At 64.6% G+C, this 24725-nt stretch carries 21 protein-coding genes, 2 tRNA genes and 1 pseudogene; 12 read left to right on the forward strand and 12 right to left on the reverse strand.

Annotation, left to right across the window (positions count from 1 at the left end; translation table 11 throughout):
- The first annotated feature begins 7 nt into the window (after positions 1 to 7).
- From G6N38_RS01175 to G6N38_RS01190, 4 genes and pseudogenes are all read left to right on the forward strand, one after another.
- Positions 8 to 910, forward strand: coding sequence for a sugar phosphate isomerase/epimerase family protein (locus tag G6N38_RS01175; protein ID WP_163745878.1), 903 nt, complete (start codon positions 8 to 10; stop codon positions 908 to 910).
- Positions 911 to 928: 18 nt separating this feature from the next.
- Entirely contained in the window at positions 929 to 1960 is a 1032-nt protein-coding gene (locus tag G6N38_RS01180; protein WP_163745879.1) for a Gfo/Idh/MocA family protein, read from the forward strand.
- Positions 1960 to 2091, forward strand: a pseudogene (locus tag G6N38_RS01185) (sugar phosphate isomerase/epimerase); the annotation flags it as partial. The gene G6N38_RS01180 and the pseudogene G6N38_RS01185, both read left to right, overlap by 1 nt.
- Before the next feature lie 202 nt (positions 2092 to 2293).
- Positions 2294 to 3013, forward strand: a complete 720-nt coding sequence (locus G6N38_RS01190; protein WP_163745880.1) for a dienelactone hydrolase family protein — start codon at positions 2294 to 2296, stop codon at positions 3011 to 3013.
- Between the two features lie 21 nt (positions 3014 to 3034).
- Here the strand turns inward: G6N38_RS01190 and G6N38_RS01195 are convergent, their stop codons facing one another.
- From G6N38_RS01195 to G6N38_RS01210, 4 genes are all read right to left on the reverse strand, one after another.
- Complete coding sequence (locus G6N38_RS01195; RefSeq protein WP_163745881.1) at positions 3035 to 3808, reverse strand: sulfite exporter TauE/SafE family protein; 774 nt, start codon at positions 3806 to 3808, stop codon at positions 3035 to 3037.
- A 35-nt stretch (positions 3809 to 3843) separates the two neighbouring features.
- Complete coding sequence (locus G6N38_RS01200) at positions 3844 to 5046, reverse strand: NAD(P)/FAD-dependent oxidoreductase (RefSeq protein WP_163745882.1); 1203 nt, start codon at positions 5044 to 5046, stop codon at positions 3844 to 3846.
- 21 nt (positions 5047 to 5067) lie between these two features.
- Entirely contained in the window at positions 5068 to 6447 is a 1380-nt protein-coding gene (locus G6N38_RS01205; RefSeq protein ID WP_163745883.1) for an MBL fold metallo-hydrolase, read from the reverse strand.
- Between the two features lie 346 nt (positions 6448 to 6793).
- Entirely contained in the window at positions 6794 to 7081 is a 288-nt protein-coding gene (locus G6N38_RS01210; protein WP_163745884.1) for a metal-sensitive transcriptional regulator, read from the reverse strand.
- 210 nt (positions 7082 to 7291) lie between these two features.
- Here G6N38_RS01210 and G6N38_RS01215 point away from each other — a divergent pair, with 210 nt between their 5' ends.
- From G6N38_RS01215 to G6N38_RS01225, 3 genes are read left to right on the forward strand one after another with little or no spacing between them, the layout of a single operon-like run.
- On the forward strand, positions 7292 to 7711 hold the full coding sequence (locus G6N38_RS01215) for an MmpS family transport accessory protein (RefSeq protein WP_246227583.1): 420 nt from the start codon (positions 7292 to 7294) through the stop codon (positions 7709 to 7711).
- Entirely contained in the window at positions 7708 to 10668 is a 2961-nt protein-coding gene (locus G6N38_RS01220) for an MMPL/RND family transporter (protein WP_246227584.1), read from the forward strand. Before G6N38_RS01215 ends, G6N38_RS01220 begins: the two co-directional genes overlap by 4 nt.
- A 56-nt stretch (positions 10669 to 10724) precedes the next feature.
- The gene (locus G6N38_RS01225) at positions 10725 to 11057 is read left to right on the forward strand and encodes a rhodanese-like domain-containing protein (protein WP_163745885.1); all 333 of its coding nucleotides are present in this window, start codon (positions 10725 to 10727) and stop codon (positions 11055 to 11057) included.
- A gap of 43 nt (positions 11058 to 11100) precedes the next feature.
- Here the strand turns inward: G6N38_RS01225 and G6N38_RS01230 are convergent, their stop codons facing one another.
- From G6N38_RS01230 to G6N38_RS01240, 3 genes are all read right to left on the reverse strand, one after another.
- Positions 11101 to 11721, reverse strand: a complete 621-nt coding sequence (locus tag G6N38_RS01230; RefSeq protein WP_163745886.1) for a DsbA family oxidoreductase — start codon at positions 11719 to 11721, stop codon at positions 11101 to 11103.
- A gap of 39 nt (positions 11722 to 11760) precedes the next feature.
- A complete protein-coding gene (locus G6N38_RS01235) occupies positions 11761 to 12129 on the reverse strand; it encodes a carboxymuconolactone decarboxylase family protein (protein ID WP_163745887.1) in 369 nt (122 codons plus the stop codon).
- 138 nt (positions 12130 to 12267) lie between these two features.
- Positions 12268 to 14442 (reverse strand): glutamine synthetase III family protein, encoded by a 2175-nt coding sequence (locus G6N38_RS01240; RefSeq protein WP_163745888.1) that lies wholly within the window; start codon positions 14440 to 14442, stop codon positions 12268 to 12270.
- 306 nt (positions 14443 to 14748) lie between these two features.
- Here G6N38_RS01240 and G6N38_RS01245 point away from each other — a divergent pair, with 306 nt between their 5' ends.
- Genes G6N38_RS01245 through fdhD form a run of 3 tightly spaced genes read left to right on the forward strand, consistent with a single transcriptional unit; the run spans position 14749 to position 18925 of the window.
- On the forward strand, positions 14749 to 15699 hold the full coding sequence (locus tag G6N38_RS01245) for a hypothetical protein (protein WP_163745889.1): 951 nt from the start codon (positions 14749 to 14751) through the stop codon (positions 15697 to 15699).
- A gap of 38 nt (positions 15700 to 15737) precedes the next feature.
- Positions 15738 to 18074: an FdhF/YdeP family oxidoreductase gene (locus G6N38_RS01250; RefSeq protein WP_163745890.1), complete on the forward strand. Its 2337-nt coding sequence runs from the start codon at positions 15738 to 15740 to the stop codon at positions 18072 to 18074.
- The gene (fdhD, locus tag G6N38_RS01255) at positions 18062 to 18925 is read left to right on the forward strand and encodes a formate dehydrogenase accessory sulfurtransferase FdhD (RefSeq protein WP_163745891.1); all 864 of its coding nucleotides are present in this window, start codon (positions 18062 to 18064) and stop codon (positions 18923 to 18925) included. Before G6N38_RS01250 ends, fdhD begins: the two co-directional genes overlap by 13 nt.
- 86 nt (positions 18926 to 19011) lie before the next feature.
- Here fdhD and clpX read toward each other — a convergent pair whose 3' ends face one another.
- Positions 19012 to 20292, reverse strand: a complete 1281-nt coding sequence (gene clpX, locus G6N38_RS01260) for an ATP-dependent Clp protease ATP-binding subunit ClpX (protein WP_163745892.1) — start codon at positions 20290 to 20292, stop codon at positions 19012 to 19014.
- 288 nt (positions 20293 to 20580) lie between these two features.
- Between clpX and mmuM the strand changes: the two genes are divergently transcribed.
- Entirely contained in the window at positions 20581 to 21447 is an 867-nt protein-coding gene (mmuM, locus tag G6N38_RS01265) for a homocysteine S-methyltransferase (RefSeq protein ID WP_246228131.1), read from the forward strand.
- Here mmuM and G6N38_RS01270 read toward each other — a convergent pair.
- The 4 genes from G6N38_RS01270 to G6N38_RS01285 all read right to left on the reverse strand — a co-directional run bounded on the left by G6N38_RS01270 (position 21444) and on the right by G6N38_RS01285 (position 24313).
- Positions 21444 to 22091, reverse strand: coding sequence for an ATP-dependent Clp protease proteolytic subunit (locus G6N38_RS01270; RefSeq protein ID WP_163745894.1), 648 nt, complete (start codon positions 22089 to 22091; stop codon positions 21444 to 21446). The two genes, mmuM and G6N38_RS01270, sit on opposite strands and share 4 nt — an antisense overlap.
- Positions 22084 to 22671, reverse strand: coding sequence for an ATP-dependent Clp protease proteolytic subunit (locus G6N38_RS01275; protein ID WP_163751732.1), 588 nt, complete (start codon positions 22669 to 22671; stop codon positions 22084 to 22086). Before G6N38_RS01275 ends, G6N38_RS01270 begins: the two co-directional genes overlap by 8 nt.
- 105 nt (positions 22672 to 22776) lie before the next feature.
- Positions 22777 to 24186, reverse strand: a complete 1410-nt coding sequence (tig, locus tag G6N38_RS01280; RefSeq protein ID WP_163745895.1) for a trigger factor — start codon at positions 24184 to 24186, stop codon at positions 22777 to 22779.
- Between the two features lie 53 nt (positions 24187 to 24239).
- Positions 24240 to 24313 (reverse strand) — tRNA-Pro (locus tag G6N38_RS01285).
- A 135-nt stretch (positions 24314 to 24448) separates the two neighbouring features.
- Between G6N38_RS01285 and G6N38_RS01290 the strand changes: the two genes are divergently transcribed.
- A tRNA-Gly gene (locus G6N38_RS01290) sits at positions 24449 to 24519 on the forward strand.
- Positions 24520 to 24725: the final 206 nt, after the last annotated feature.

Below are 24725 nucleotides of genomic sequence, written 5' to 3' on the forward strand. Positions count from 1 at the left end.
GAACATCGTGAGCACCATTCTTGTCGGATCCGCCCCCGACTCATGGGGCGTGTGGTTCGCCGAAGATCCGCAGCAGACGCCCTACACCCGGTTCCTCGACGAGGTCGCCGCCTCGGGGTACCAGTGGATCGAGCTGGGGCCGTTCGGTTATCTGCCGACCGATCCCACACAGCTCGCCGAGGAGCTGGCGACCCGCAATCTGAAGCTGTCGGCGGGAACGGTGTTCGAGCATCTGCATCAGGATGACTCGTGGGAGGCGGTCTGGAAACAGATCGAGGACGTCGCGAAACTGACTGCCGCCGTTGGCGGTAAGCATGTCGTGGTCATCCCGGAGATGTGGCGCGACCCGTCCTCGGGTGCGGTGTTGGAAGACCGGACCCTGACACCCGAACAGTGGCGCAAGAAGACCCGGGGCATGAACGAACTGGGTAAGGCGATGTTCGAGCAGTACGGGGTGCGTGCGCAGTACCACCCGCACGCCGACAGCCACGTCGACACGCAAGCGAACGTTTACCGCTTCCTCGACGACACCGACGGCGAGTTCGTGAACCTTTGCCTGGACACCGGACACATCTCCTACTGCGGTGGCGACAACATCGCCATCATCCGCCGAGCACCCGAGCGGATCGGCTACCTGCATCTCAAACAGGTCGACCCCGAAGTCCGGGCCAAGGTCGAGGCCGAGGACCTGCCGTTCGGCGAGGCCGTCAAACTCGGCGCGATGACCGAACCGCCGCGCGGAATCCCGGATATGCCATCACTTCTCGCCGAGATCGAGAAGCTCGGCATCGATGTGTTCGCGATCGTCGAGCAGGACATGTACCCGTGCGAGGTCGACGCTCCGCTGCCGATCGCCACCCGCACCCGCAACTACCTCGGATCCTGCGGTATCCCCGCAGTCCGCTTCTAGATCAGGAGATTGAGAACCATGTCTGACCTTCGTGTCGCCGTTCTCGGCGTCGGCGTCATGGGCGCCGACCACGTCGCCCGCATCCAGAACAAGATCTCCGGGGCCCGAGTGGCCGTCGTCAACGACTACCTCACCGAGAAGGCCGAGCAGATCGCCGCGGGTATCCCAGGCTGTCGGGTGATCGCCGATCCGCTCGACGCCATCGCCGACGCACAAGTCGACGCCGTCGTTCTCGCCACTCCCGGACCGACCCACGAGAAGCAGCTGCTCGCCTGCCTGGAACACACCAAGCCGGTGCTGTGCGAAAAGCCGTTGACCACCGACGTGGAGACCGCACTCGAGGTCGTCCGCCGCGAGGCGCAACTATCCACCCGCCTTATCCAGGTGGGCTTCATGCGACGCTTCGACCACGAGTACGCCCAACTCAAAGCGCTGATCGATAGCGGCGACCTGGGCACCCCGCTGGTGCTGCATTGCGCGCACCGCAACCCGTCGGTGCCTCCGAGTTTCGATTCGGCGATGATCGTCAAGGACTCGCTGGTGCACGAGGTCGACGTCGCGCGGTTCCTGTTCGGCGAGGAGATCACCTCCATTCAGATCATTAAGCCGGCCGCGAATCCGTCTGCGCCACATGGCGTCGCCGATCCTCAGATCGCCATCATGCGCACCGCAACGGGCAAGCACATTGACGTCGAGTTGTTCGTCACCACCGGTGTCGCCTACGAGGTCCGCACCGAACTGGTGGCCGAGCGGGGCAGTGCGATGATCGGCCTGGACGTTGGGCTGATCCGGAAGAGCTTCCCCGGCACCTGGGGTGGCCAGATCACCCCGGGCTTCCAGGAGCGTTTCGGACAGGCCTACGACTCGGAGGTCCAGCGTTGGGTGAACGCCGTACACAACGGCCGGTCGACCGGTGATTTCACCGACGGACCGACAGCATGGGACGGCTACGCGGCGGCGGCCGTGTGCGCGGCCGGAGTCGAGTCACTCGACAGTGGCGATCCGGTCGAGGTCACCATGGTTGACCGGCGGTCAGTGCCGAGGGCCTGATGAAGATCACCCTGGATCCGACCCCGTTTCACCATGACTATGAGCTCCTCGAATTCCCGCGGCTGGTAGCCGATCTGGGCTACGAGTACCTGCAACTGACACCGCACCGGGACTTCATCCCGTTCTTCAACTGGGACGAGTTCTTTTCCGGTCTCGCCGAAATCGGCTTCTACGACCGGCGCGCCACCGACTGAGTTCGCGCCCAGAGTGCACTTGTTGTACGGAGATTGCGGGTAGCGGCGTGAACAACTGCACTCCCGGCGCGCCCTTGGCGGCGACGGCGCGACCACCCGCGCTCTACTCTGAGCGCACTGGGCGTGCCAAGATGCCTGAATGGAGACCAGCTTTCCCGCCCCCGCAGGCCCGCTCCCGGCGTATCAGGTCAGGCCGACCGGGACGGGGCCGTGGCCCGGCGTCGTCATCGTGCACGACGCGATGGGTATGACGCGCGACGCCAAACGCATCACCAACCGATTCGCCGACAACGGCTACCTGTCGATCACGCCGGCGCTCTACCACCGCGGCAATCGGCTGCTGTGCGTCGTGCGCACGTTGCAGGCGTTCCGCAACGGCGAAGGGACCGCCGTCGACGATCTGCTCGCCGCTCGCGATCACCTGGCAGCTGATCCTCAATGCACCGGAAAGATCGGCATCATCGGGTTCTGTATGGGCGGCGGATTCTGCCTGGTGCTCGGCCCGAGTGGGGCTTTCGACGCCTCGGCCCCGAACTATGGCGAATGGCCCAAAGACATTTCCAAGATCGCGAATTCATGCCCGACCGTCGCCAGCTACGGCGCCAAGGACCGCATGCTTCCCGGCGCGGCCGCCAAGCTCGACGGGATGCTCGCCGCCGGTGGCGTGACCCGAGACATCAAGGAATACGCAGGAGTCGGGCACTCCTTCATGAACCAATTCCCCACCCCGGGACCGTTGAAGGTCATCGAGCGCGTCGCGGGACTGGCCTACTCAGAACCCGAGGCCGAGGATGCCTGGCAACGCATCCTGGCGTTCTTCGGCGAACACCTCACCAGCGCCGAGTCAGCCGGTAGCTGAGTCGCAGGTGCACGCCGATGTCTAGCGGATAAAGATGGTGTCGATGAGCACGTAGGCAGCCACGGCGAAGACCAGGTAGGCGAACCAGTGCTGCAGGCGTCGGGTGTCGAGTCTGATGCCGAGATGGCCGGCGACCAACGAACCGACGATCGCGGTGCCGACGAACGCGCCGGTGATCGCCCAGTCGATGCTGCCCACGCTGACATGTGAGACGACCCCCGCCGCCGAGTTGACGACGATGATCAACAGCGAGGTGCCGATGGCGATGGGCATCTCCACTCCGAGCATCAGCACCAGCGCCGGAATGATCAGGAAGCCTCCGCCGACACCGAAGAGCCCGGTGAGCAGGCCGACGAGGAACCCGGCGGGAATGGATCTGGGGGCGCAGCGACGCCAATTGATTCCAGAATCGCCGACCTTGCACGCGGTGCCGGTGTCGCCGTTGTCTTGTAGCAGTCGGATCCCCGCGACCACCATCACCACCGCGAAGCCGATCAGCAGGACCGATTGGGGCAGGTGTCTGCCGATGGCGGTACCCACGAAGGTGGCGGGGATGCCGGCTGCCGCGAAGATCGCGGCCAGCCGCCACTGCACTTGCCCGGCGCGAATCTTGGGCAGTGCGCCCACCGCCGAAGCAGTGCCGACCACGATGAGCGACATCGGAATGGCCTGATTGATTCCCAGCCCGAGCACATAGACCAGCGCAGGAACCGCGAGAATGGACCCGCCGCCGCCGAGCAGGCCTAGCAAAACGCCGATGACGGCGCCAAGGGCCAGGGCAATTCCGATGGTCATCGAACTCCGCTCACCTGCTGCACATCATCGAATTGCTAGGCCAGGCCCTTGAGCATGAGGTTCCAGTACATGAATGGGAGCCCGTATTTCTTCAGGTACCAATACGCCCGATGCGGCGTCGTCGGATTGAGCAGTGGGAACGTGGGTTCCAGCTGCAGGTCGTAGTCGAACTCGGCGAGCAGCATCGCGTGCGACGAGGTGACGATCGGACACGAGGAGTATCCGTCGTACGACGCGCGCAGTGGCTGGCCCTTCAAGAACGCGTCGATGTTGTCGACGACCACGGGGGCCTGTTTGCGGATCGCGGCGCCGGTCTTGGAGTTCGGCGTCGAACCGGCGTCACCCAGGCTGAACACGTTCGGGTACCGCCGGTGCTGCATGGTGTGCTTATCGATGTCGACGTAACCCATTGCGTCACCGGTCGACAGCGGGCTGGCCTTGATCCAGTCCGGCGCCGACTGCCGCGGCACGGCGTGCAACACGTCGTAGGGCAGCATGGCGTCCGTCCCGCCGGCGGCGACACTGGTGATGCCGACTTTATGCGACGCCGCGTCGACGGATGTCACCTCAGAGTTGGTGTGCAAGGTGATGCCGTAGTCGGCGATGACCTTGTCGAGGCTGTCCGCGATCGCCGGAATCCCGAACGGCCGCGCCCCCGGCATGATCAGGTGGACGTCGATATCTTTGAGCACGCCCTGCCTGCGCCAGTAGTCCGACGCCAGGTAGGCGATCTTCTGCGGAGCGCCGGCACACTTGATCGCGCCCGAGGGAACGCTGAAAACCGCTGTACCCGAACGCATCGTGCGGATGAACTCCCAGGTGCGCGGCGCCAGATCGAACCGGTAGTTCGACGACACCCCGTCGCGGCCAAGGGCATCCTCGAGTCCCTCGGTACAGTTCCAATCGAGCTGGATGCCCGGACAAACGACGAGTACGTCGTAGCCGTAGGTCGACCCGTCGGCGCAGGCCACCGTATTGCTGTCGGGATCAACGGCGCTGGCGGCGTTCATGATCCACGTCGCACCCTTCGGCATGACCGAGGACTCGTCACGCTCGGTGGTCGGCGCCATAGCCTGTCCCCCACCGACCAGTGTCCACAGCGGTTGGTAGTAGTGCTTGCTCGACGGCTCGATGACCGCGACATCGGGGTAACCCTTGCGGAGCATCCGCGCCGCAACGGTGATGCCGGCAGTTCCGCCGCCGACGATCAGGATCTGGTGTTTGGCGGTGATGGTCATGGTGGCAGTCCTTCTTGGAAATCAGGCGCTTTGGTGCGCTTCGTCCCAGGCGCCGTAGCCGCCCAGGATGTCGCTCACGTCGGTGAAACCGTGCTGGCGCAACAGACTTGCCGCGACCGAGGACCGGTAGCCACCAGCGCAGTAGACGACGGTCGGTTTGGCGGGATCCAGCTCGCCCATGCGGGCGGGCAGCTGGCCCACCGAAATCGCGATGGCATTCGGGATGGCGCCGGCGGCGACCTCGCCCGGGTTGCGCACGTCGACGAGTTGCAGACCGGCCAGCTCAGCTGCGCGCTGATCGAATGCCTGGGCGGTCAACCGGGAGGCAACAGCAACGTCGCCGCGGTTGTCGAACATCACCTCGAAGGGCTTGTCGAGGTAACCGATCACCTGGTCGAAACCGATGCGTGCGAGCCGATTCTTGCCTTCCAGTTCCTGGCCGGGGTCGGTGAATAGCACGATGTCGACGTCCGACGGAAGCACCGACCCTGCGAACTCGGCGTATCGACCTTCCAGGCCAATGTTGACCGCGCGGCGCAGATGGCCGAGAGCGAACTCCTCGGGAGTGCGTCCGTCGACCAGCACAGCGCCGCCGTCGATCGCGGCGCGGACCTCGTCATAGGTCATCGCCCTGGGCATCTTGGTCTCGTCGAGCAGTTCGCGGTCCTTACGGTTGAGGATCGCGTTGTAGACGAAGTAGCCGGGAGCTGGGGGCTGACCCTCGGTGACCAGATTCATGAAAGTCGCCTTGTCCGGCGCCCGCAGAGCGTAGTTGGTCGCCTTCTGATCACCCATGGTCGACCACAGGTCGGTCGACAGGTTCTTGCCACACGCCGATCCGGCGCCATGCGCGGGGTAGACCCGGGTTGCGTCGGGCAGGGTCATCAACTTGTCGTGTAACGAGTCGTAGAGTTTGTCGGCGAGTTCCTCGCGAGTAAACCCGATGGAGGCCAGCAGATCGGGTCGGCCAACATCCCCGATGAACAGCGTGTCACCGGTCATCACACCGTAAGGAACGGTGTCATCGGCATGCTCGTAGACCACGATGCTCAACGACTCGGGTGTATGCCCGGGGGTGTGGCGAAACTCCAGCGTCACATCGCCCAGCGAGTAGCGCTCGCCGTCGGCGACACCCATCGACTCAAACTCGGTCTGCGCAACTGAGGAGTAGACGATCTTCGCGCCGGTGGCCTTCGCCAGTTCCAGATGACCGGACAGGAAGTCGGCGTGGAAGTGAGTCTCGATCACCAGCTCGATGGTCAGCCCCTGATCTGCGGCGTCGGCCACGTACTCGGCCACGTCGCGCTGCGGGTCGACAACGACTGCGCGGCCGGTGGTTTCGTCACCGATTAGGTACGAAGCATGGGACAGGCAGTCCAGGTAGTACTGCTGCAGGATCATCGTCGTCTTCTTTCTCTTGACGCCTCGGTAATGCCATCCTGGCATATACCCCTATGGGTATGTCAAGTACCCTGGGGGGTATCTTATTCCCGAGGCTCTGACACCAGTGCGCGCGGGACGCGACGCGCGTTATGAGGTGCCCTGCGCGGCCTTCGGCCGCCTGAACCATCTCCTACGAGCTGGAGACGCGGAATCGAAACTCGGGTGACCGGCACACCACTGGCCGGCGGGCACGCTGCGCCTGACGGCGTCGACGTGCATCCCGCATCCCGACCAGGTGGTCTTGCCGCAAACGCGGCATTTGACGGCACGACACATGGGAACTCCCTTTCGATTCAATCAGGGCCTAGGCGAGGCTCAAGAAGAGTTTTTCCAGCTCTTCCATGGTCAATACCTCGCCCCGACCGTCCTTCCCATCGGTCGCATCGAGGCAGTGACGCAGCCCGGAGGCGATGATGGTGAAGCCGGCACGGTCCAACGCTTTGGACACTGCGGCAAGTTGAGTGACGACGTCTTTGCAACTGCGACCCTGCTCAATCATGGAGATCACTCCACCGAGTTGGCCTTGCACACGACGGAGTCGGTTGAGGGTGGCCGCCAAGTCGGCATCGCACCGTGATTGCTGGCCACTCATACTCGCGGCACTCTCCTCGACCCACGCGGTTATCGTCGCCAACAATACCGTACCCCCTATGGTATTTTTCGGCGACGCCCGAGGGAGATCACGATCCCGTTCACATACCCCACCGGGTATAGTCCCCACTAACCCCGAGTGAGCCAGCGGGTCGGTCAACATTTTTCAGATAGGGAACGCATGATGACGAAGCCGCCGATAATCGGTTGGTTGAAACGGTTCTGGGTAATCGTGGTGGTCGCGGTCGCGCTCGTTGCCGCCGGAGCCGTTGTCGGCCGACTGCGCACTTTCTTCGACACCGATCAGCCCCTTGCGCCCGGGGTCGGGCATGCCGACGCCATCGTCGCGTTCAACACCAAAAGGGTGACCTACGAGATCGTCGGTCCGCAGACTGCGACCGGCCGGATCAGCTATCTGGATGTCAACGGCAAAACCCTGGAGGCGGGGTTCACCAGCCTGCCCTGGTCGACCACCGTCACCACCACAGCTCCCGGCATGCTGGCCAACGTGGTGGCACAAGGCGACACCGATGGACTCGTCTGCCGAATCCTGGTCAACGACAAGGTTGTTGACGAGAACCATGCTGTTGGCCGCGATGCCCAGGCCTTCTGTCTGGACAAAGCCGCATGAGCTCCCCCGCCGCACGTCCAGTCATCCCCCGCACGATCCGGATGGCCGCGGTGCCGATCATCCTGATCTGGGTGGCAATCACCGCCGCGCTCAATCTGTTGCTGCCGCAAGTGGAAACCGTCGGCAAGCACAACGCGGTATCGATGTCGCCGCAGGACGCGCCTTCGGTCATCGCCGCCAAGACGATGGGCGCGAAGTTTCAAGAATTCACCTCCGACAGCATTGCGATGGTCGTGCTGGTCGGCGATGAGAAACTGGGCGAGCCGGCACACCAGTACTACGACAACCTGATCGGGAAGTTCGAACAGGACACCAAAAACGTCCAGCACGTCCACAATTTCTGGGGTGACCTGATCACCGCCGCCGGTGTCCAGAGCAGCGACGGCAAGGCCGCCTACGTCCAACTCAATCTCGCCGGTGACCAGGGCAGCACCCAGGGCAACGAATCGGTGGAGGCAATCCGCGACATCGTCCATGACACGCCCCCACCGCCCGGCCTAAAGGTCTACGTCACCGGGCCTGCCCCGCTGACGACGGACACCCTCGACAGCGGCGACAAAAGCATGATCAAGATGACGGTGGTCACCATGATCGTCATCACGATCATGCTGCTGCTGGTCTACCGCTCGATCAGCACCGTGTTGCTCATCCTGGCCGTCGTCGGTATCGAGATGGGATCGGCGCGCGGCGCGGTGGCCCTGCTCGGGCACTTCCGGCTGATCGACTTCTCGACGTTCTCCGTGCCGTTGCTGACAGCGCTGGCGATCGCGGCGGGCACCGATTACGCGATCTTTCTCATCGGCCGCTACCAAGAGGCACGCCAGAGCGGTGAAGACCCGGAATCGGCGTACTACACCGCATTCCACGGCGTCGGTCACGTCATCCTTGGTTCAGGCTTGACCATTGCCGGAGCCGTGCTGTGTCTGCGGCTGACACGGCTGGCCTACTTCAAATCGCTGGCCTACCCGTCGGCGATCGGATTGATCGTCGTCGTCGCAGCAGCGCTCACCGTGGTCCCCGCCATCATGGTGGTGGCGACTCGGTTCGGCCTGATGGAGCCGAAGCGCGCGATGAAGACCAAGGGATGGCGGCGGGTCGGCACCGCGGCGGTGCGGTGGCCCAAGCCGATCCTGGCGGCCTCGACCGCCGTCATCTTGCTCGGCATCCTCGCCATGGTCGGCTACAAGACCAGCTATAACGATCGTTTCTACGTGCCCGCCGACGTCCCGGCGAACGTCGGCTACACCGCGGCCGAAAAGCACTTCAGCCCAGCGCGATTGAACCCCGACATCATGATGATCGAATCCGATCACGACATGCGCAACCCCACCGACATGATCGTGCTGGATCGGATCGCCAAGGCACTGTTCCGGATCCGAGGGCTCGCCATGGTGCAGAGCATCACCCGGCCATTGGGCTCGCCGATCGCGCACAGTTCAATCCCGTATCAGGTCAGCATGCAGTCGGTACCGATCACCCAGAATCTGCAGTTCCTCGAGCAGCGGGTGGCCGACATCAGCAAGATGTCGGACGATCTCGGCGGAATGATCGCGTCCATGACCGAGATGCAGAACCTGATGAACCGGTTCTCCGATGCCATGCACCGCACGGTTGGCGGCGCTCACCAAACCCTCGGCACCGCCCACCGCACGGTCGACGACCTGAACACCATGAAGGCCTCGGTGGACCAGATGCGCGACCACCTGTCCGATTTCGACGACGCGGTGCGGCCTTTCCGCAACTACTTCTATTGGGAGCAGCACTGTTTCGACATCACGGCATGTTGGGGAATCCGGTCAGCATTCGACGCCGTCGATGGTGTCGACGCCCTCAGCGGCAACATGGCCACGGTCGTCGGTGATATGGATGCGATGGTGCGGGGCGCGGACGGAGTGGTCAACGGCATGGACCAGATGGACACGCTGGCTCCGCAGCTGGTCGCGCAATTCGGCCCCATTATCCAAACAGCCACCGCGATGCAGCAGACCCTGCAGACCATCCACGGCAGTTTCGGCGGCCTCATCAACCAGATGCACCAGATGACCGACACCGCGACGGCGATGGGCGAGGCGTTCGACGCTTCCAAAAGTGACGACTACTTCTACCTGCCACCGGAAGTCTTCGCCAATCCCGATTTCCAAAAGGGATTGAAGCTGTTCCTGTCGCCCGACGGCAAGGCAGCGCGCTTCATCATCACTCACGACGCCGATCCAGCAACCGAGGAAGGCATCTCCACCGTCGACGAGGAGGTCGTCGCGGCACACGAAGCGGTCAAGGGAACTTCCCTGGCGGCGGCGAAGGTATACCTCACCGGCACCGCAGCGACCTACCGCGACATCCAGGCGGGCGCGAAATACGACACCATGATCGCTGCGTTCGCCGCCCTGACACTGATCTTCCTGGTCATGCTCGTCATCACTCGGGCTTTCATCGCCTCCCTGGTCATCGTGGGGACGATTGTGTTGTCGCTGGGCGCCGCCTTCGGTATCTCGGTTCTGGTCTGGGAACGCATCGCGGGAATCGAGCTGAACTGGATCGTGCTCGCCTTCGCGGTGATCATCCTGATGGCCGTCGGCAGTGACTACAACCTGCTCCTCGTTTCGCGCTTCAAGGAGGAGATCGGCGCCGGCATCAACACCGGGATCATCCGCTCGATGGGCAGCACCGGCAGCGTCGTGACCGCCGCCGGACTCGTCTTCGCCTTCACCATGGGTTCCATGGTGTCCGGCGACCTGCTCAACGTCGGCCAGGGTGGCACCACCATCGGAATCGGGCTGCTCGTCGACACCCTGATCGTGCGGTCTTTGATGACCCCGTCCATCGCAGCGCTTCTCGGTCCATGGTTCTGGTGGCCATTGAAGGTGCGTTCACGACCCGCATATAGGGCGCCGAGTCGATTCCTCGCCCAAGCTCCGTCGCCATCGGAGGGCGATGCTGTTTCTCCCGGAGCCGGCTGACGTGGGCCATCGTTGGCGGGCGATACCTGGGCGATCCAAGTGAAAGGTGATGCGTGATGGATGTATTGGAGATCGACCCCGCAGGTGTGATGGCGCTGGTCGACACGTCCGGCGCCATCCTGCTGGACGTTCGAGAGGACGATGAGTGGACCGCCGGACATGCTCCCGGTGCCGTTCATGTACGACTCGGCGCCCTGGACGCGCGCACCTTCGAGGCCGCCGTACCGATCGTGGCGGTGTGCCGGTCGGGAGGCCGATCCGGTTTGGCGGCAACCAGACTCGCGGCAGCTGGGCTAACTGTTTACAACCTGGTCGGCGGCATGGGAGCGTGGCAGCGGAGCGGGCAACCGGTGATCCGCGATGACGGCGCGGCCGGTACGATCATCTGATCGAGAAGCGCCCGGGGCGCAGACTGTCGGCAGACGTTCAGGCTCAGCCGAAGACACGTTCGACGAACGTGTCCGCGCCCTGTTTCCAGGCAACAACGAAGTTGCCGACGTCATCGCGGCTGATCGCCAGACCGGGGCAAAACCAGTCCCCGCCGTCCTCGGTGAAGAAATGCGGTGAGCCGACTACGCCACGGGCGCGGCCCTCGTCCCAATCAGCTTGGACCGCTGCGGATGTGGTCTCTACATCGAAGGGCTCGAGGCCGAAGCGACCAGCGATGGGCTCGATGACGTCGAGCCGGCCGATATCGAGCCCCTCTTCAAAAAGCGCATTGCGCAGCGCTAGGCCGACCGCTTCGACCAGCACGGGATCGCCCACGCGGTCCGCAGCAGCGGCCAGCGCGTATGCGGTCATCGACGTTTTCGGGAAGGCATCGACGGAGAAGCCCCCGAACAGGTCGGGACGCACCGACGCGCGAAGCGCCGAAATCTCGGCACCAACGTGGTGGCCCTCAAGCGGGTTGCCGTTGATCAGCTCGAGTGGCCAGGCCCGGATGCGCAGGCGCGGTTCAGTGAGGCCACGCTCGCTGCGCCGGTCGATCAACGTCCGCAGCCCGACGTGGGTAAACGGACACAGGATGTCGGCAAAGACCTCGACGGTGCGCATGGCGGCGACAGTACCCGGCCGATTTCCGAACAGTCGATGTTACGACGCCTGACCTGCCGCGGCGTCAGCGAACTCGCAGAACGCTGTGTAGGCACGCGCGCCGTAGATAGTTGCCGGGCCGCCATGCATCATGATGCTGACACCGATGACCTCGGCCGCCTCCTGCTTGGTGGCACCCGCGCGGACTGCGCCGCGCGCGTGAGAGGCGATGCATCCGTCGCAGCCCTGGACGACTCCGATCACCATCGCGATCAGTTCTTTGGTCTTGGCCTCGACCGCACCGGTGCCCATCGCGGCCCGGCTCAGCGCACCGAACCCCTCGTATACCTCGGGAATCATCTGCCGCAGGGCGCGATGCTGCGGGTTCAACTCGGCCAGCACATCGGAGTGGTGGGCGTGATCTGTCATGGCCCAAACATATGTCGCGAGAATACGATGCAGCAGAGACTTTCGGCCCTGGTGTGGACGATACGGAATCACTCAGTTGGGGACCAAAGACGACGCCGACGCCCCAGTTGTCCGGGGCGCCGGCGTCGGCGAAGCATCTCAGAGGATGTAGAGCATCTCCTGGTACGTCGGCAGCGGCCAGAGGTCGTCGGCGACAACGCTTTCCAAGGTGTCAGCGGCCGAGCGCACCGCATCCATCAAGGGCAGCAGGCTCGCCGCGTGCTCGGCCTCTTCCTTACCGGTATCGCCGCCGTGCGCACCCAGCGCTGCCTTGAGCGCGGCCAGCGCCCCGGTCAGCTCCGAGATCGGCGTGGATACCGTCTCGAGCAACGTGGTGTCCGCGGCCAGCCCGGCCGCCTTCAGCGCCGCGACGTTCTGCGCCAGCTCGGTCTGGTACCGAACCGCCGCCGGCAGGATCACCGTCGCGCCGATCTCCAGCGTCAACTTGGCCTCGACGTTGACGGTCAGGGCGTAGGTCTCGTAGCGAACCTCTTCACGGCTGTGCAGCTCGCGCGAGTTGAAGACGCCGTACTTCTCGAAGACCTCGATCGCCTCCGGTGTCACCAGCTGCGGGATGGAATCGAGCGTCGTCTTGAGGTTCGGCAGGCCACGCTCGGCCGCCTCGACCTGCCAGTTATCCGAATAGCCGTCACCGTTGAACACAACGGCGCCGTGCTCGGTGATGATCTCGGTGAGCAGCTTCTGCACAGCCACATCGAAGTCCTCGCCACCGGCGACGGCTGCCTCCAGCACGTTGGCCATGTAGTCGAGCGAGTCGGCCATGATCGTGTTGAGGATGATCATCGGCACGTTGATCGTCTGCCCCGAGCCCGGCGCGCGGAACTCGAACCGGTTGCCGGTGAACGCGAATGGGCTGGTGCGGTTGCGGTCGCCCGGATCGGTCGGCAGCTCGGGCAGGGTGTCGACACCGATGATCATGGTGCCCTTGCCCTTTGACGACGTGGCCGCACCCTTGGCGATCTGGTCGAACACGTCGGCCAGCTGATCTCCGAGGAAGATCGAGATGATGGCCGGCGGGGCCTCGTTGGCACCGAGGCGGTGATCGTTGGTGGCCGAGGCCACCGAGACCCGCAGCAAGCCGGAGAACTTGTGCACGGCCCGGATAACGGCCGCGCAGAACACCAGGAACTGGGCGTTCTCGTGCGGGGTGTCACCCGGTACCAGCAGGCTGCCGAATTGGGCGTTGCCCAGCGAGAAGTTGACGTGCTTACCCGATCCGTTGACGCCGGCGAACGGCTTCTCGTGGAACAGGCATTCCATGCCGTGCTTCTTGGCGATGTTCTTGAAGGTCGTCATCAGCAGCTGCTGGTGGTCGGCGGCGATATTGGCCCGCTCGAACATCGGAGCGATCTCGAACTGTCCCGGCGCGACTTCGTTGTGCCGGGTCTTGGCCGGGATGCCGAGCTTGAACAGCTCCCGCTCGGTGTCCATCATGAAACCGAGCACCCGGTCAGGGATGGCGCCGAAGTAGTGGTCGTCGAATTCCTGACCCTTGGGCGGCTTCGCACCGAACAGTGTGCGCCCGGCGTTGATCAGGTCGGGGCGTGCCAGGAAGAAGTGCCGGTCGACCAGGAAGTACTCCTGCTCAGGCCCGCAGAACGACACGATGTGGTCGAAATCCTTGTGCCCGAACAGCTTCAGGATGCGCTCGGCCTGGGCGCCCATGGCCTGCTGGCTGCGCAGCAGCGGCGTCTTGTAGTCCAGCGCCTCACCAGTCATCGAGACGAACACCGTCGGGATGCACAGCGTGTTGCCGTTCGGGTTCTCCAGGATGTACGCCGGACTCGTGACATCCCAGCCGGTGTAGCCGCGAGCCTCGAAAGTGCTACGCAGACCGCCGGACGGGAAGCTGGACGCGTCGGGCTCGCCCTGGATCAGGGTCTTGCCGGCGAACTCGGCGAGTGTGGTCCCGTCACCAACCGGATCGAGGAAGCTGTCGTGCTTCTCGGCGGTCAGCCCCGTCATCGGGTAGAAGACGTGTGCGTAGTGGGTCGCCCCCTTGGACAGCGCCCAGTCCTTCATCACCGAGGCGACGGCGTCGGCGACGGCCGGATCGAGCTTCGCGCCCTTCTCGATGGTCGCGACGACCGACTTGTAGACCGACTTGGGCAACCGCAACCGCATCTCCGCCAGCGTGAAGACGTTCGATCCGAAGATCTCGCCCGGTGCCTCGCCTGGATCGAAGCTGATGGGGGGAGGCTCGTAGGCCTCGACATTGGTGATCGCCTGGAGACGGGCCGCGTTTCCGCTCAACTGAGTCTTCCTCTACATCCGAGACGCCCGCGTCTAGTTCGTGGGCATACGACCGGCCAACGGTAGGTCGCTTCGATGCCGAACTCGTTACGCCTACGTCAACGTCAGAATGCGGCGCTGATCGGGAACAAGTACACGCAAACTCAATTTGGGCAAACAAATGCGTATTTGAATCGCATATCTGCACGTAAACGTGCGAAAAAACTAAATGAATTTAATGTGTCGTTCGAGCTCAGCAAGGACTCGACGCGTCGTATAACCAATAGTGTCCATGTATTGGATACATCTGGGGGTCAGGGGTTTTTTATGTCCACATCACGTGTCATCGCACCATTTGCCATATGCGCCGTCGTCGCGTCAGCGGCACCGACACTCGGTCCGCTAGATTCGCCGATCTCCGCTTCGGCGGCCACGCTGACGAGCGCATTCCAGCTCACAAGCGTGGATAGCGTCGACTGGAAACAGTCCCCACCGGCCGCGGTAAAAAGCGTCTCCGGGGGTTCGTTCACCTTTGGGCTAGCCGAAGTTCTGTGGATCATGAACGCGCTGGCCGCGTTCACCCCCGGTTCTGCCGCAACGATGCACTCTGTGACCACAGCATTGCTCGACGAACTGGCTCACGGCACGCCGCTCGGCGAGGCCCTGGTCAACGTCAGCCTGCAGCTGTCCCCATCGGTCGGCGGCGGTCCGGCCTCTCCGCTCGAACCGATTCTGAACCAGATCGGCCCGATGTTGGCGTTGGCGCCCACAGTGCTCGGCGGGGCGATGACAGTTCTCGCCGCCATTCCCGAGGCGGTGATACCGGTGGTCGGGGCGGTGGCGGTCGCCGTCATCAACACCGCCACCGCAGCGGGTTCGGGTGGATTCGCCGCTGCCGTCCAGGCGGGTCTCTATGGCGTGATGACCGCCGCAGCCAAGGGAATAGCCACGATGGTCAACGTGGTCGAGGCAGTGCTGCATGACATCGCGGCCGTCGTGACCGGCGGATCTACCTCGAGTGCCGCGGCCGCAGCCGCGGCCAAGGACCTCCGCGCTCCGGGCGGTGGCCAGGCATCCGCCAACACGACCAAGACCGACACCACGGCGAAGCGCGCTTCCACCACGCCGGCCAAAGGCGTCGCCGGCCCGCGGTCGAGGCACTCGGCTCCCACATCGGCGGCGGCCAGCGGCAATCGGTCCACCGGTTCGGCTCGAGCCACCGGTAAGCGCGACGCGCGCCCGGCCAGCACCAAGGCGAACGCCACGTCAGCCAGGTGAATGCGGGAGGCCGGGGTCCACAGCCTAGATTTGAGGGTATGAGCACCGGCCGCGACATCCCCGCCGATTACGACGAGCACGCGGTACACGTCGGCGATCCCAAACACGAGGCGGCCGGGGTGAAGGCCGTGATGGTCAGCATGCAGCGCGGCCTGGCCGAGATGGGCCCGGTCCGCACGTTGGCGACGTTGTCGCGGCTCAATCAGCGCCACGGATTCGACTGCCCAGGCTGCGCGTGGCCCGAGGAACATGGCGGCCGCAAACTGGCGGAGTTCTGCGAAAACGGCGCCAAGGCGGTGGCCGAGGAGGCCACCAAGCGGCGAGTCACCCCGGACTTCTTCGCTCGCCACACGGTGGCCGAGCTGGCCGCCAAACCCGAGTACTGGCTGTCCCAGCAGGGCCGGCTGACCCACCCGATGGTCCTGCGGCCCGGCGAGCAGCACTACCAGCCGATCGGCTGGGACGAGGCCTACCGATTGATCGCCGAGCACCTGCGTGATCTCGGCTCGCCGCACGAAGCGGTGTTCTACACCTCGGGGCGAACCAGCAACGAGGCGGCGTTCCTCTACCAATTGCTGGTCCGCAGCTTCGGCACCAACAACCTGCCGGACTGTTCCAACATGTGCCACGAGTCGTCGGGCACCGCCCTGGTCGACTCCATCGGCATCGGCAAGGGCTCGGTGACCGTCGATGACGTCGAACACGCCGACGTCATCGTCATCGCCGGACAGAATCCGGGCACCAACCATCCGCGGATGCTGTCGGTGCTGGAGAAGGCGAAAGCCAATGGGGCAAAGATCATCGCCGTCAACCCGCTTCCCGAAGCCGGCCTGATCCGGTTCAAGGATCCGCAGAAGGTGAACGGCGTCGTCGGCCACGGTGTACCGATCGCCGACGAGTTCGTGCAAATCCGCCTCGGCGGCGATTTAGCGTTGTTCAAAGGGCTGGGCCGGCTGTTGGTGGAGGCCGAGGACCGCGCTCCCGGCAGCGTGATCGACCGCGAGTTCATCGACGCGCACTGCCACGGCTTCGACGAGTACCTCGCCGACGCCCGCACCGTCGACTTGGACACCGTCACCGAAGCCACCGGCATCACCCGGCCACAGCTGGAGCGAGTTGCGGGCATGCTGGCCGCCTCGCAACGCACCATCGTGTGCTGGGCCATGGGTATCACCCAGCACACCCACGCTGTCGCCACGATCACCGAGATGACCAACTTGCTGTTGTTGCGCGGCATGATTGGCAAGCCCGGCGCCGGAGTGTGCCCGGTACGCGGACATTCCAACGTCCAGGGCGACCGCACGATGGGCATCTGGGAGCAGGTCCCCGAGACCTTCCTGACCGCACTGGACAACCGGTTCGGCATCATCAGTCCCCGCAAGCACGGCTATGACACGGTCGACGCCATCCGGGCGATGCGCGATGGGCGAGCGTCGGTATTCCTGGCCATGGGCGGCAACTTCGCCTCGGCCACCCCAGACACCGCGGTGACCGAGGCCGCGTTGAGCGCGTGCGCGCTGACCGTCCAGGTCTCCACCAAACTCAACCGCAGCCACCTGGTGCACGGGCGCACGGCGTTGATCTTGCCCACCCTGGGCCGGACCGACCGTGACCTGGTGGGTGGCCGCAAACAGGTTGTCTCCGTCGAGGATTCGATGTCGATGGTGCACCTGTCACGGGGCAGCCTCACCCCACCGAGCGACGAGGTGCGTAGCGAAGTCGCCATCATCTGTCAGCTGGCCCGCACGGTGCTCGGCGCTGACCATCCGGTCCCGTGGGAAACCTTCGCCGCCGACTACGACACCATCCGCGACGCAATCGCCGCTGTGGTGCCGGGCTGCGCCGACTACAACGCCCGGGTGCGCCAGCCCGACGGCTTCCAATTGCCGCATCCGCCACGGGATTCCCGCGAGTTCCCGACCATCACCGGCAAGGCCAACTTCGCGGTCAACGAGCTGAACTGGGTACCGGTGCCGCCGGGACGTCTGGTGCTGCAGACATTACGCAGCCACGACCAGTACAACACCACCATCTACGGGCTCGACGACCGCTACCGCGGGGTCAAGGGCGGCCGTCGCGTCGTATTCGTCAACCCGGCCGACATTGCGTCGCTCGGGCTGGCCGATGGCGACCGCGTCGACTTGATTTCGGAGTTCACCGACAGCCAGGGCGAGCTACAGGAGCGCCGCGCCAAGGATTTCCTGGTGGTGCCGTACTCCACCCCCGTCGGCAACGCCGCCGCCTACTACCCCGAGACCAATCCCCTGGTGCCGCTGGATCACGTTGCCGCCAAGTCGAATACGCCGGTATCGAAGGCCGTCGTGATCCGGCTGGAGCGCGGTGGGCAGGAAAGTGGCGCAGCATGGGGAGGGTGACGTCGCGGCGGCGGGCCAGCCACGTCAACGACGGCACGGCCACCGACCGCCCGGAGACGCTGGTCGTCGAGGAGCCGTTGGAGATTCGCGTCAACGGCACGCCGCTGAGCGTCACGATGCGCACACCGGGTTCCGATGTCGAACTCGCACAGGGCTTTCTGCTGACCGAGGGCGTCATCACCCACCGCGACGACGTTCTCACCGTCCGCTACTGCCGCGGCTCAGAGCATCGATCCAACCCCGAGTCGCTACGCTCCAGCCCGCCGGAAGACGGCACCAACACCTACAACGTCCTCGACGTGACGCTGCACCCCGATGTCCCGATGCCCGAGGTGGACGTCACCCGCAACTTCTACACCACATCATCGTGTGGGGTATGCGGCAAGGCCTCGATTGACGCGGTCCGGCTGACCAGCCGGCACTCCCCCGGCGATGACCCGTCGGTCGTCACCGCTGCGACACTGACCGCGATGCCCGCCCAATTACGCTCGGCGCAAAAAGTTTTCGCCAGCACCGGCGGGTTGCACGGCGCGGCGCTATTCGGTGTCGACGGCACCATGCTGGCCGTGCGCGAGGACGTCGGCCGGCACAACGCCGTTGACAAAGTGATCGGTTGGGCACTGGAAGCCAACCGCGTGCCGCTCGACGGCACCGTCCTGCTGGTCAGCGGACGCGCGTCCTTCGAACTGACCCAGAAGGCGGTCATGGCCGGCATCCCTGTGCTCGCCGCGGTGTCGGCGCCTTCCTCGCTGGCCGTCGATCTGGCCACCCAGTCGGGGCTCACTCTGGTCGCTTTCCTGCGTGGTGAATCGATGAACATCTATAGCAGGGCCGACCGCGTCCAGCACTGAGGGCGACAACGCGATTCTGTCAGTCGGCCGGCCGCACCGGTACGAAAAAGCCCCCCACGGCGTGGGGGGCTTTTCTCGTGTACGTATCAGGCGGACTTGTCGCGACGCTCGGGACGGGCCGGCTTGCGCGGGACGATCGTCGGCAGGACGTTGTCCTGGACGGTTTCCTTGGTCACCACGACCTTGGCGACATCATCGCGGCTGGGGATGTCGTACATCACCGGCAGCAGGACTTCTTCCATGATCGCGCGCAGGCCGCGAGCACCGGTGCCGCGGTGGATGGCCTGATCGGCGATGGCGTCCAGCGCGTCGTCGTTGAACTCCAGCTCGACGCCGTCCATCTCGAACAGCCGGGTGTACTGCTTCACCAGAGCGTTCTTCGGCTGGGACAGGATCTGCACCAACGATTCTTTGTCCAGGTTGGTCACCGACGCCACCACCGGCAGACGGCCGATGAACTCCGGGATCAGACCGAACTTGATCAGGTCCTCGGGCATCACTTCGGCGAAGTGATCCTGGGTGTCAATCTCGGCCTTCGACTTCACCTCGGCACCGAAGCCCAGGCCGCGCTTGCCGACGCGGTCGGAGACGATCTTCTCCAGTCCAGCGAACGCACCCGCCACGATGAACAGCACGTTGGTGGTGTCGATCTGGATGAACTCCTGATGCGGATGCTTGCGGCCGCCCTGTGGCGGGACCGAAGCCTGGGTGCCCTCGAGGATCTTCAGCAGCGCCTGCTGCACGCCCTCACCGGATACATCGCGGGTGATCGAGGGGTTCTCGCTCTTGCGGGCGATCTTGTCGACCTCGTCGATGTAGATGATGCCGGTCTCGGCGCGCTTGACGTCGTAGTCGGCGGCCTGGATCAGCTTGAGCAGAATGTTCTCGACGTCCTCGCCGACGTAGCCGGCTTCGGTCAGGGCGGTGGCGTCGGCGATGGCGAACGGCACGTTGAGCATCTTGGCCAACGTCTGCGCCAGGTAGGTCTTGCCGCAGCCGGTCGGGCCGAGCATCAGGATGTTGGACTTGGCCAGCTCTACCGGCTCCGAGCGGGAGTCGCGGTGCTTCTCCTGCGCCTGGATCCGCTTGTAGTGGTTGTAGACCGCCACGGCTAGGGTGCGCTTGGCAGTGTCCTGCCCGATCACGTAGCCCTCTAGGAATTCGCGGATCTCCGCAGGCTTAGGCAGCTCATCGAGTTTGACGTCGTCGGCGTCGGCCAACTCCTCTTCGATGATCTCGTTGCACAGATCGATGCACTCGTCGCAGATGTAGACGCCCGGACCCGCTATGAGCTTCTTCACCTGCTTCTGGCTCTTACCGCAGAACGAGCACTTGAGCAGGTCACCGCCGTCTCCGATACGCGCCATGGTGGTGGGGTCCTACTTTCCTTCGCCGGGTCTTCGATCGCTGCCAGTCAGTCAGTGCCGGTGTCTGTCCCGACGCTACCCGCTCGCTCTGCCACGGTGCGACAGATAAAGCCGAATCGCGTCATGGTATTCGTGCGTGATGGTGAACATATCGCCTGACGCGGCTTCCGTCGCCCCGGAACGCTTAGCTGTGTTTTTGGCGTGTCGCCGCCGTAACCTAACCGACGCGTTGAGCTGCGCCGAAAGTAAAGTTGCGTTGTGGCGTTCGCCGTTCCCCACACTACCGTCCTGATCCTCGATGGCGGTTTGGCCACTGAGCTGGAAACCCGTGGTCACGACCTGTCCGACGACCTGTGGTCGGCCCGGTTGCTGGTGGACTCCCCCGCCGAGATCGTCGCCGTTCACGAGGCCTTTTACCGGGCGGGCGCCGATATTGCGACGTCTGCTAGCTACCAGGCGTCCTTCGAGGGTTTCGCGGAGCGCGGATTCGCCAGGGGCGAAGTCGCCCGGCTCCTGGTTCGCAGCGTCGAATTGGCCAAGACGGCCCGGGAGAACGTCGGCGGCGGCGGCTGGGTGGCCGCGTCAGTGGGGCCCTACGGCGCGGCCCTGGCCAACGGCGAGGAATACGTGGGTCGCTACGGCCTGACCGTCGCCCAGCTGGCCGATTGGCATCGCCCGCGGCTGGAGGTGCTGGTGTCCGCCCAGCCTGACGTGCTGGCCCTGGAAACGGTGCCCGATATCGACGAGGCCGAGGCCCTGGTGAGCCTGGTCCGCGAGTTCCGCGTGCCTGCGTGGCTCAGCTACACCATTGCCGACGGGCAGACCCGGGCCGGCCAACCTCTGGAGCAGGCGTTCGCGGTGGCCGCCGAGGTTCCCGAGATCGTCGCCGTCGGGGTCAACTGCTGCGCACCCGCTGAGGTGCTCAGTGCCGTCGAGGTGGCTCGCGCGGTCACCGGAAAGCCGGTGATCGTCTACCCGAACAGCGGCGAACAGTGGGATCGCCAGCGGCGAACCTGGGTGGGCTCAGGCCGTTTGGCTGGCCACTTCAACGCGAACGCCGCGGCCCAGTGGGCCGCGGCGGGCGCGAACATCATTGGCGGATGCTGTCGGGTGAGCCCGGCAGACATCGCCGCGATCAAGCTTTCTCGGGCCTAAGCGTTCTGGGCCGAGAGCTTCCGGTACTCCAGGACGGTGTCGATGATCCCGTACTCCTTGGCCGCCGCGGCGGTGAGGATCTTGTCCCGGTCGGTGTCCTTGCGGATGATGGCCGCGTCCTTACCCGTGTGACGGGCCAGTGTCTCCTCCATCAGGGTCCGCATCCGCTCGATCTCGGCGGCCTGGATCTCCAGGTCGGAGAACTGACCCTGGATGACGCCCCCGAGCGACGGCTGATGGATGAGGATGCGCGCGTTCGGCAGGGCCAGGCGCTTGCCGGGCGTGCCGGCGGCCAGCAGCACCGCAGCGGCCGAGGCGGCCTGACCGAGGCACACCGTCTGGATGTCGGCACGTACGTACTGCATGGTGTCGTAGATCGCCATCAGCGAGGTGAATGAGCCACCCGGTGAGTTGATGTACATGGTGATGTCGCGGTCAGGATCCAGCGACTCCAGGACCAGCAGCTGGGCCATGATGTCGTTGGCCGAGGCGTCGTCCACCTGCACGCCGAGGAAGATGATGCGTTCTTCGAACAGCTTGTTGTACGGGTTGGATTCCTTCACACCCCAGCTGGAGTGCTCGACGAACGAGGGAAGGATGTAGCGCGCCTGCGGTGCGAGCCGCGAATCTGTGTAGTCAGGCATTGGACACTCCGTTGAAGTGGGCGCGGGTGATGATGTGGTCGACGAACCCGTACTCCAGCGCTTCCTGCGCCGTGAACCAGCGGTCGCGGTCGGAGTCAGCCTCGATGCGCTCAAGAGGCTGGCCGGTGAATTCGGCGTTGAGCCGGAACATTTCCTTCTTGATGAGCGCGAACTGCTCGGCCTGGATGGCGATATCGGCCGCGCCACCAGTGATGCCGCCCAACGGCTGGTGCATCAGGATGCGGGCGTGCGGCAGCGCGTAGCGCTTGCCCTTGGCCCCGGCGGCGAGCAGGAACTCGCCCATCGAGGCGGCCATGCCCATGGCGTAGGTGGCGACGTCACACGGCACGAGCACCATGGTGTCGAAGATCGCCATGCCGGCGCTGATCGAGCCGCCCGGCGAGTTGATGTACAGCGAAATGTCTTTGGACGGATCCTCGGCGGCGAGCAGAAGAATCTGCGCGCACAGCCGGTTGGCGATGTCGTCATCGACCTGGGAGCCCAGGAAGATGATGCGCTCGGCGAGCAACCGCTCATACACCGAGTCGGAAAGATTCAGCCCTGGCATGCCCGAACGCATATCAGTCACGACTTGATACCTGCTTTCTACGGACTTCGTTCTACCCGACCCTAACCAACGCAGCGCGCAGCGCACTCCCAGGAGAGTGCGCTTTCGCTGTCGGCGTTACTCAGCCTTGTCGGCCTGCTGCTCAGAGGCCTCGTCGCTCGCGTCGGCCGTGTCGCCTTCGGCGATCTCTGCACCCTCGGCCTCGGCCGGCGGGCCGAAGAACTCGGCGGTGTCGACGACGTTGCCGTCGGTGTCGGTGACGGTGGCCGCCTCGACCACAGCGGCTACGGTCAGCCCGCGGCGCACGTCGGCGAACATCGCCGGCAGCTGGTTGTTCTGCTGCAGGATCTGCAGCAGCTGGGCCGGCTCGATGCCGTACTGGCGCGACATCAGAACCAGCCGCTCGGTGAGGTCGTTCTGGCCGACCTGGATGTCGAGGTCGTCGGCGATGGCGTCCATCAGCAGCTGGGTCTTGACGGCCTTCTCGGCGGCTTCGCGGGTTTCGGTGTCGAACTTCTCCCGCGAACTGCCCTCGGCCTCGAGGGCCTCGGCGAACTTGTCTTCGTCGTGGTCGAGGCCGTGGATCGCGTTGTGCACGGTCTGGTCGACCTGGGCCTGGACGATCGCCTCGGGCAGCGGCACCTCGGTGGTCTCGAGCAGGAGCTCGAGCGCGTTGTCGCGGATCTTCTCGGCCTGGTGGATGCGCTTGACCCGCTTCACCTGGTCGACGAGGTTCTCGCGCAGTTCCTCGATGGTGTCGAATTCGCTTGCCAATTGCGCGAATTCGTCATCGGCCTCGGGAAGCTCGCGCTCCTTGATCGACTTGACGGTGACGGTGACCTCAGCGTCCTCGCCGGCATGCTCGCCCGCAGCCAGCTTGGTGGTGAACACCTTCGACTCACCTTCGGCGAGGCCGACGATGGCGTCATCGAGGCCCTCGATGAGCTGGCCCGAGCCCACCTCGTGGGACAGGCCCTCGGTGGCAGCGTCGGGAAGGTCCTCGCCGTCGACGGTGGCGGACAGGTCGATGGAGACGAAGTCGCCTTCCTGGGCGGGACGCTCGACGCCCTTGAGGGTGCCGAAGCGGGCGCGCAGTGACTCCAACTCGGCGGCGACCTCGTCGTCGGTGATCTCGATGGGCTCGACCGAGATCTTCAGCGTGCTCAGGTCGGGCAGCTCGATCTCGGGCCGCACGTCGACCTCGGCGGTGAAGACCAGTTCCTCGCCGTCCTCGATCTTGGTGACCTCGATGTCGGGCTGGCCCAGCGGGGTCACCTCGGTGGCAGTGACGGCCTCGCTGTAGCGGCTGGGCAACGCGTCGTTGACGACCTGCTGCAACACCGCGCCGCGGCCGACGCGGGCCTCGAGCAGCTTGGCCGGGGCCTTGCCGGGCCGGAAGCCGGGCAGCCGTACCTGCTTGGCGAGCTCCTTGTAGGCCCGGTCGAAGTCAGGCTGCAATTCCGTGAAGGGCACCTCCACGTTGATGCGAACCCGGGTCGGGCTCAACTTCTCGACGGTGCTCTTCACTGCGGTACTCCTCGGGTCGAATCTTCGGTCGTTTGGGTCGTTCGTTGGGCGTGTCGGGGTGACAGGATTTGAACCTGCGGCCTTCCGCTCCCAAAGCGGATGCGCTACCAAGCTGCGCTACACCCCGGTGCTGCATTTCTCGCGCCCGAATCCTACGGCCCAACGCCTGTTCAGCGGCAATCGACCTCGATGATGCGCTCTCAGGTGGGCCGATTGGATTTGATCAGGTCGGCGCCGGTACATTTGGGTCCGCAACAAGCACGCGGGCGTAGCTCAATGGTAGAGCCTCAGTCTTCCAAACTGATTACGCGGGTTCGATTCCCGTCGCCCGCTCTCAAGAACCGCCCCCCCTGGGGCTGTTTTTGCTGTTCTATCCACTGTCGGCTGGCCTTTGCCGCGCGGGACAGCGCACCGCATTCACCGAGATACGAGGCCACGACGCCCACGGCGGGCAGCATGGCCACGTACCGGAACGGGGCGCGTGGGTGCGGTCGCTTCGCCAGCTCGTCGCCGATGGCATCGAAAACCCCGGCCAACTT

It is taken from the genome of Mycolicibacterium helvum (assembly GCF_010731895.1).
In the GTDB taxonomy this organism is placed as follows: Bacteria; Actinomycetota; Actinomycetes; order Mycobacteriales; family Mycobacteriaceae; genus Mycobacterium; species Mycobacterium helvum.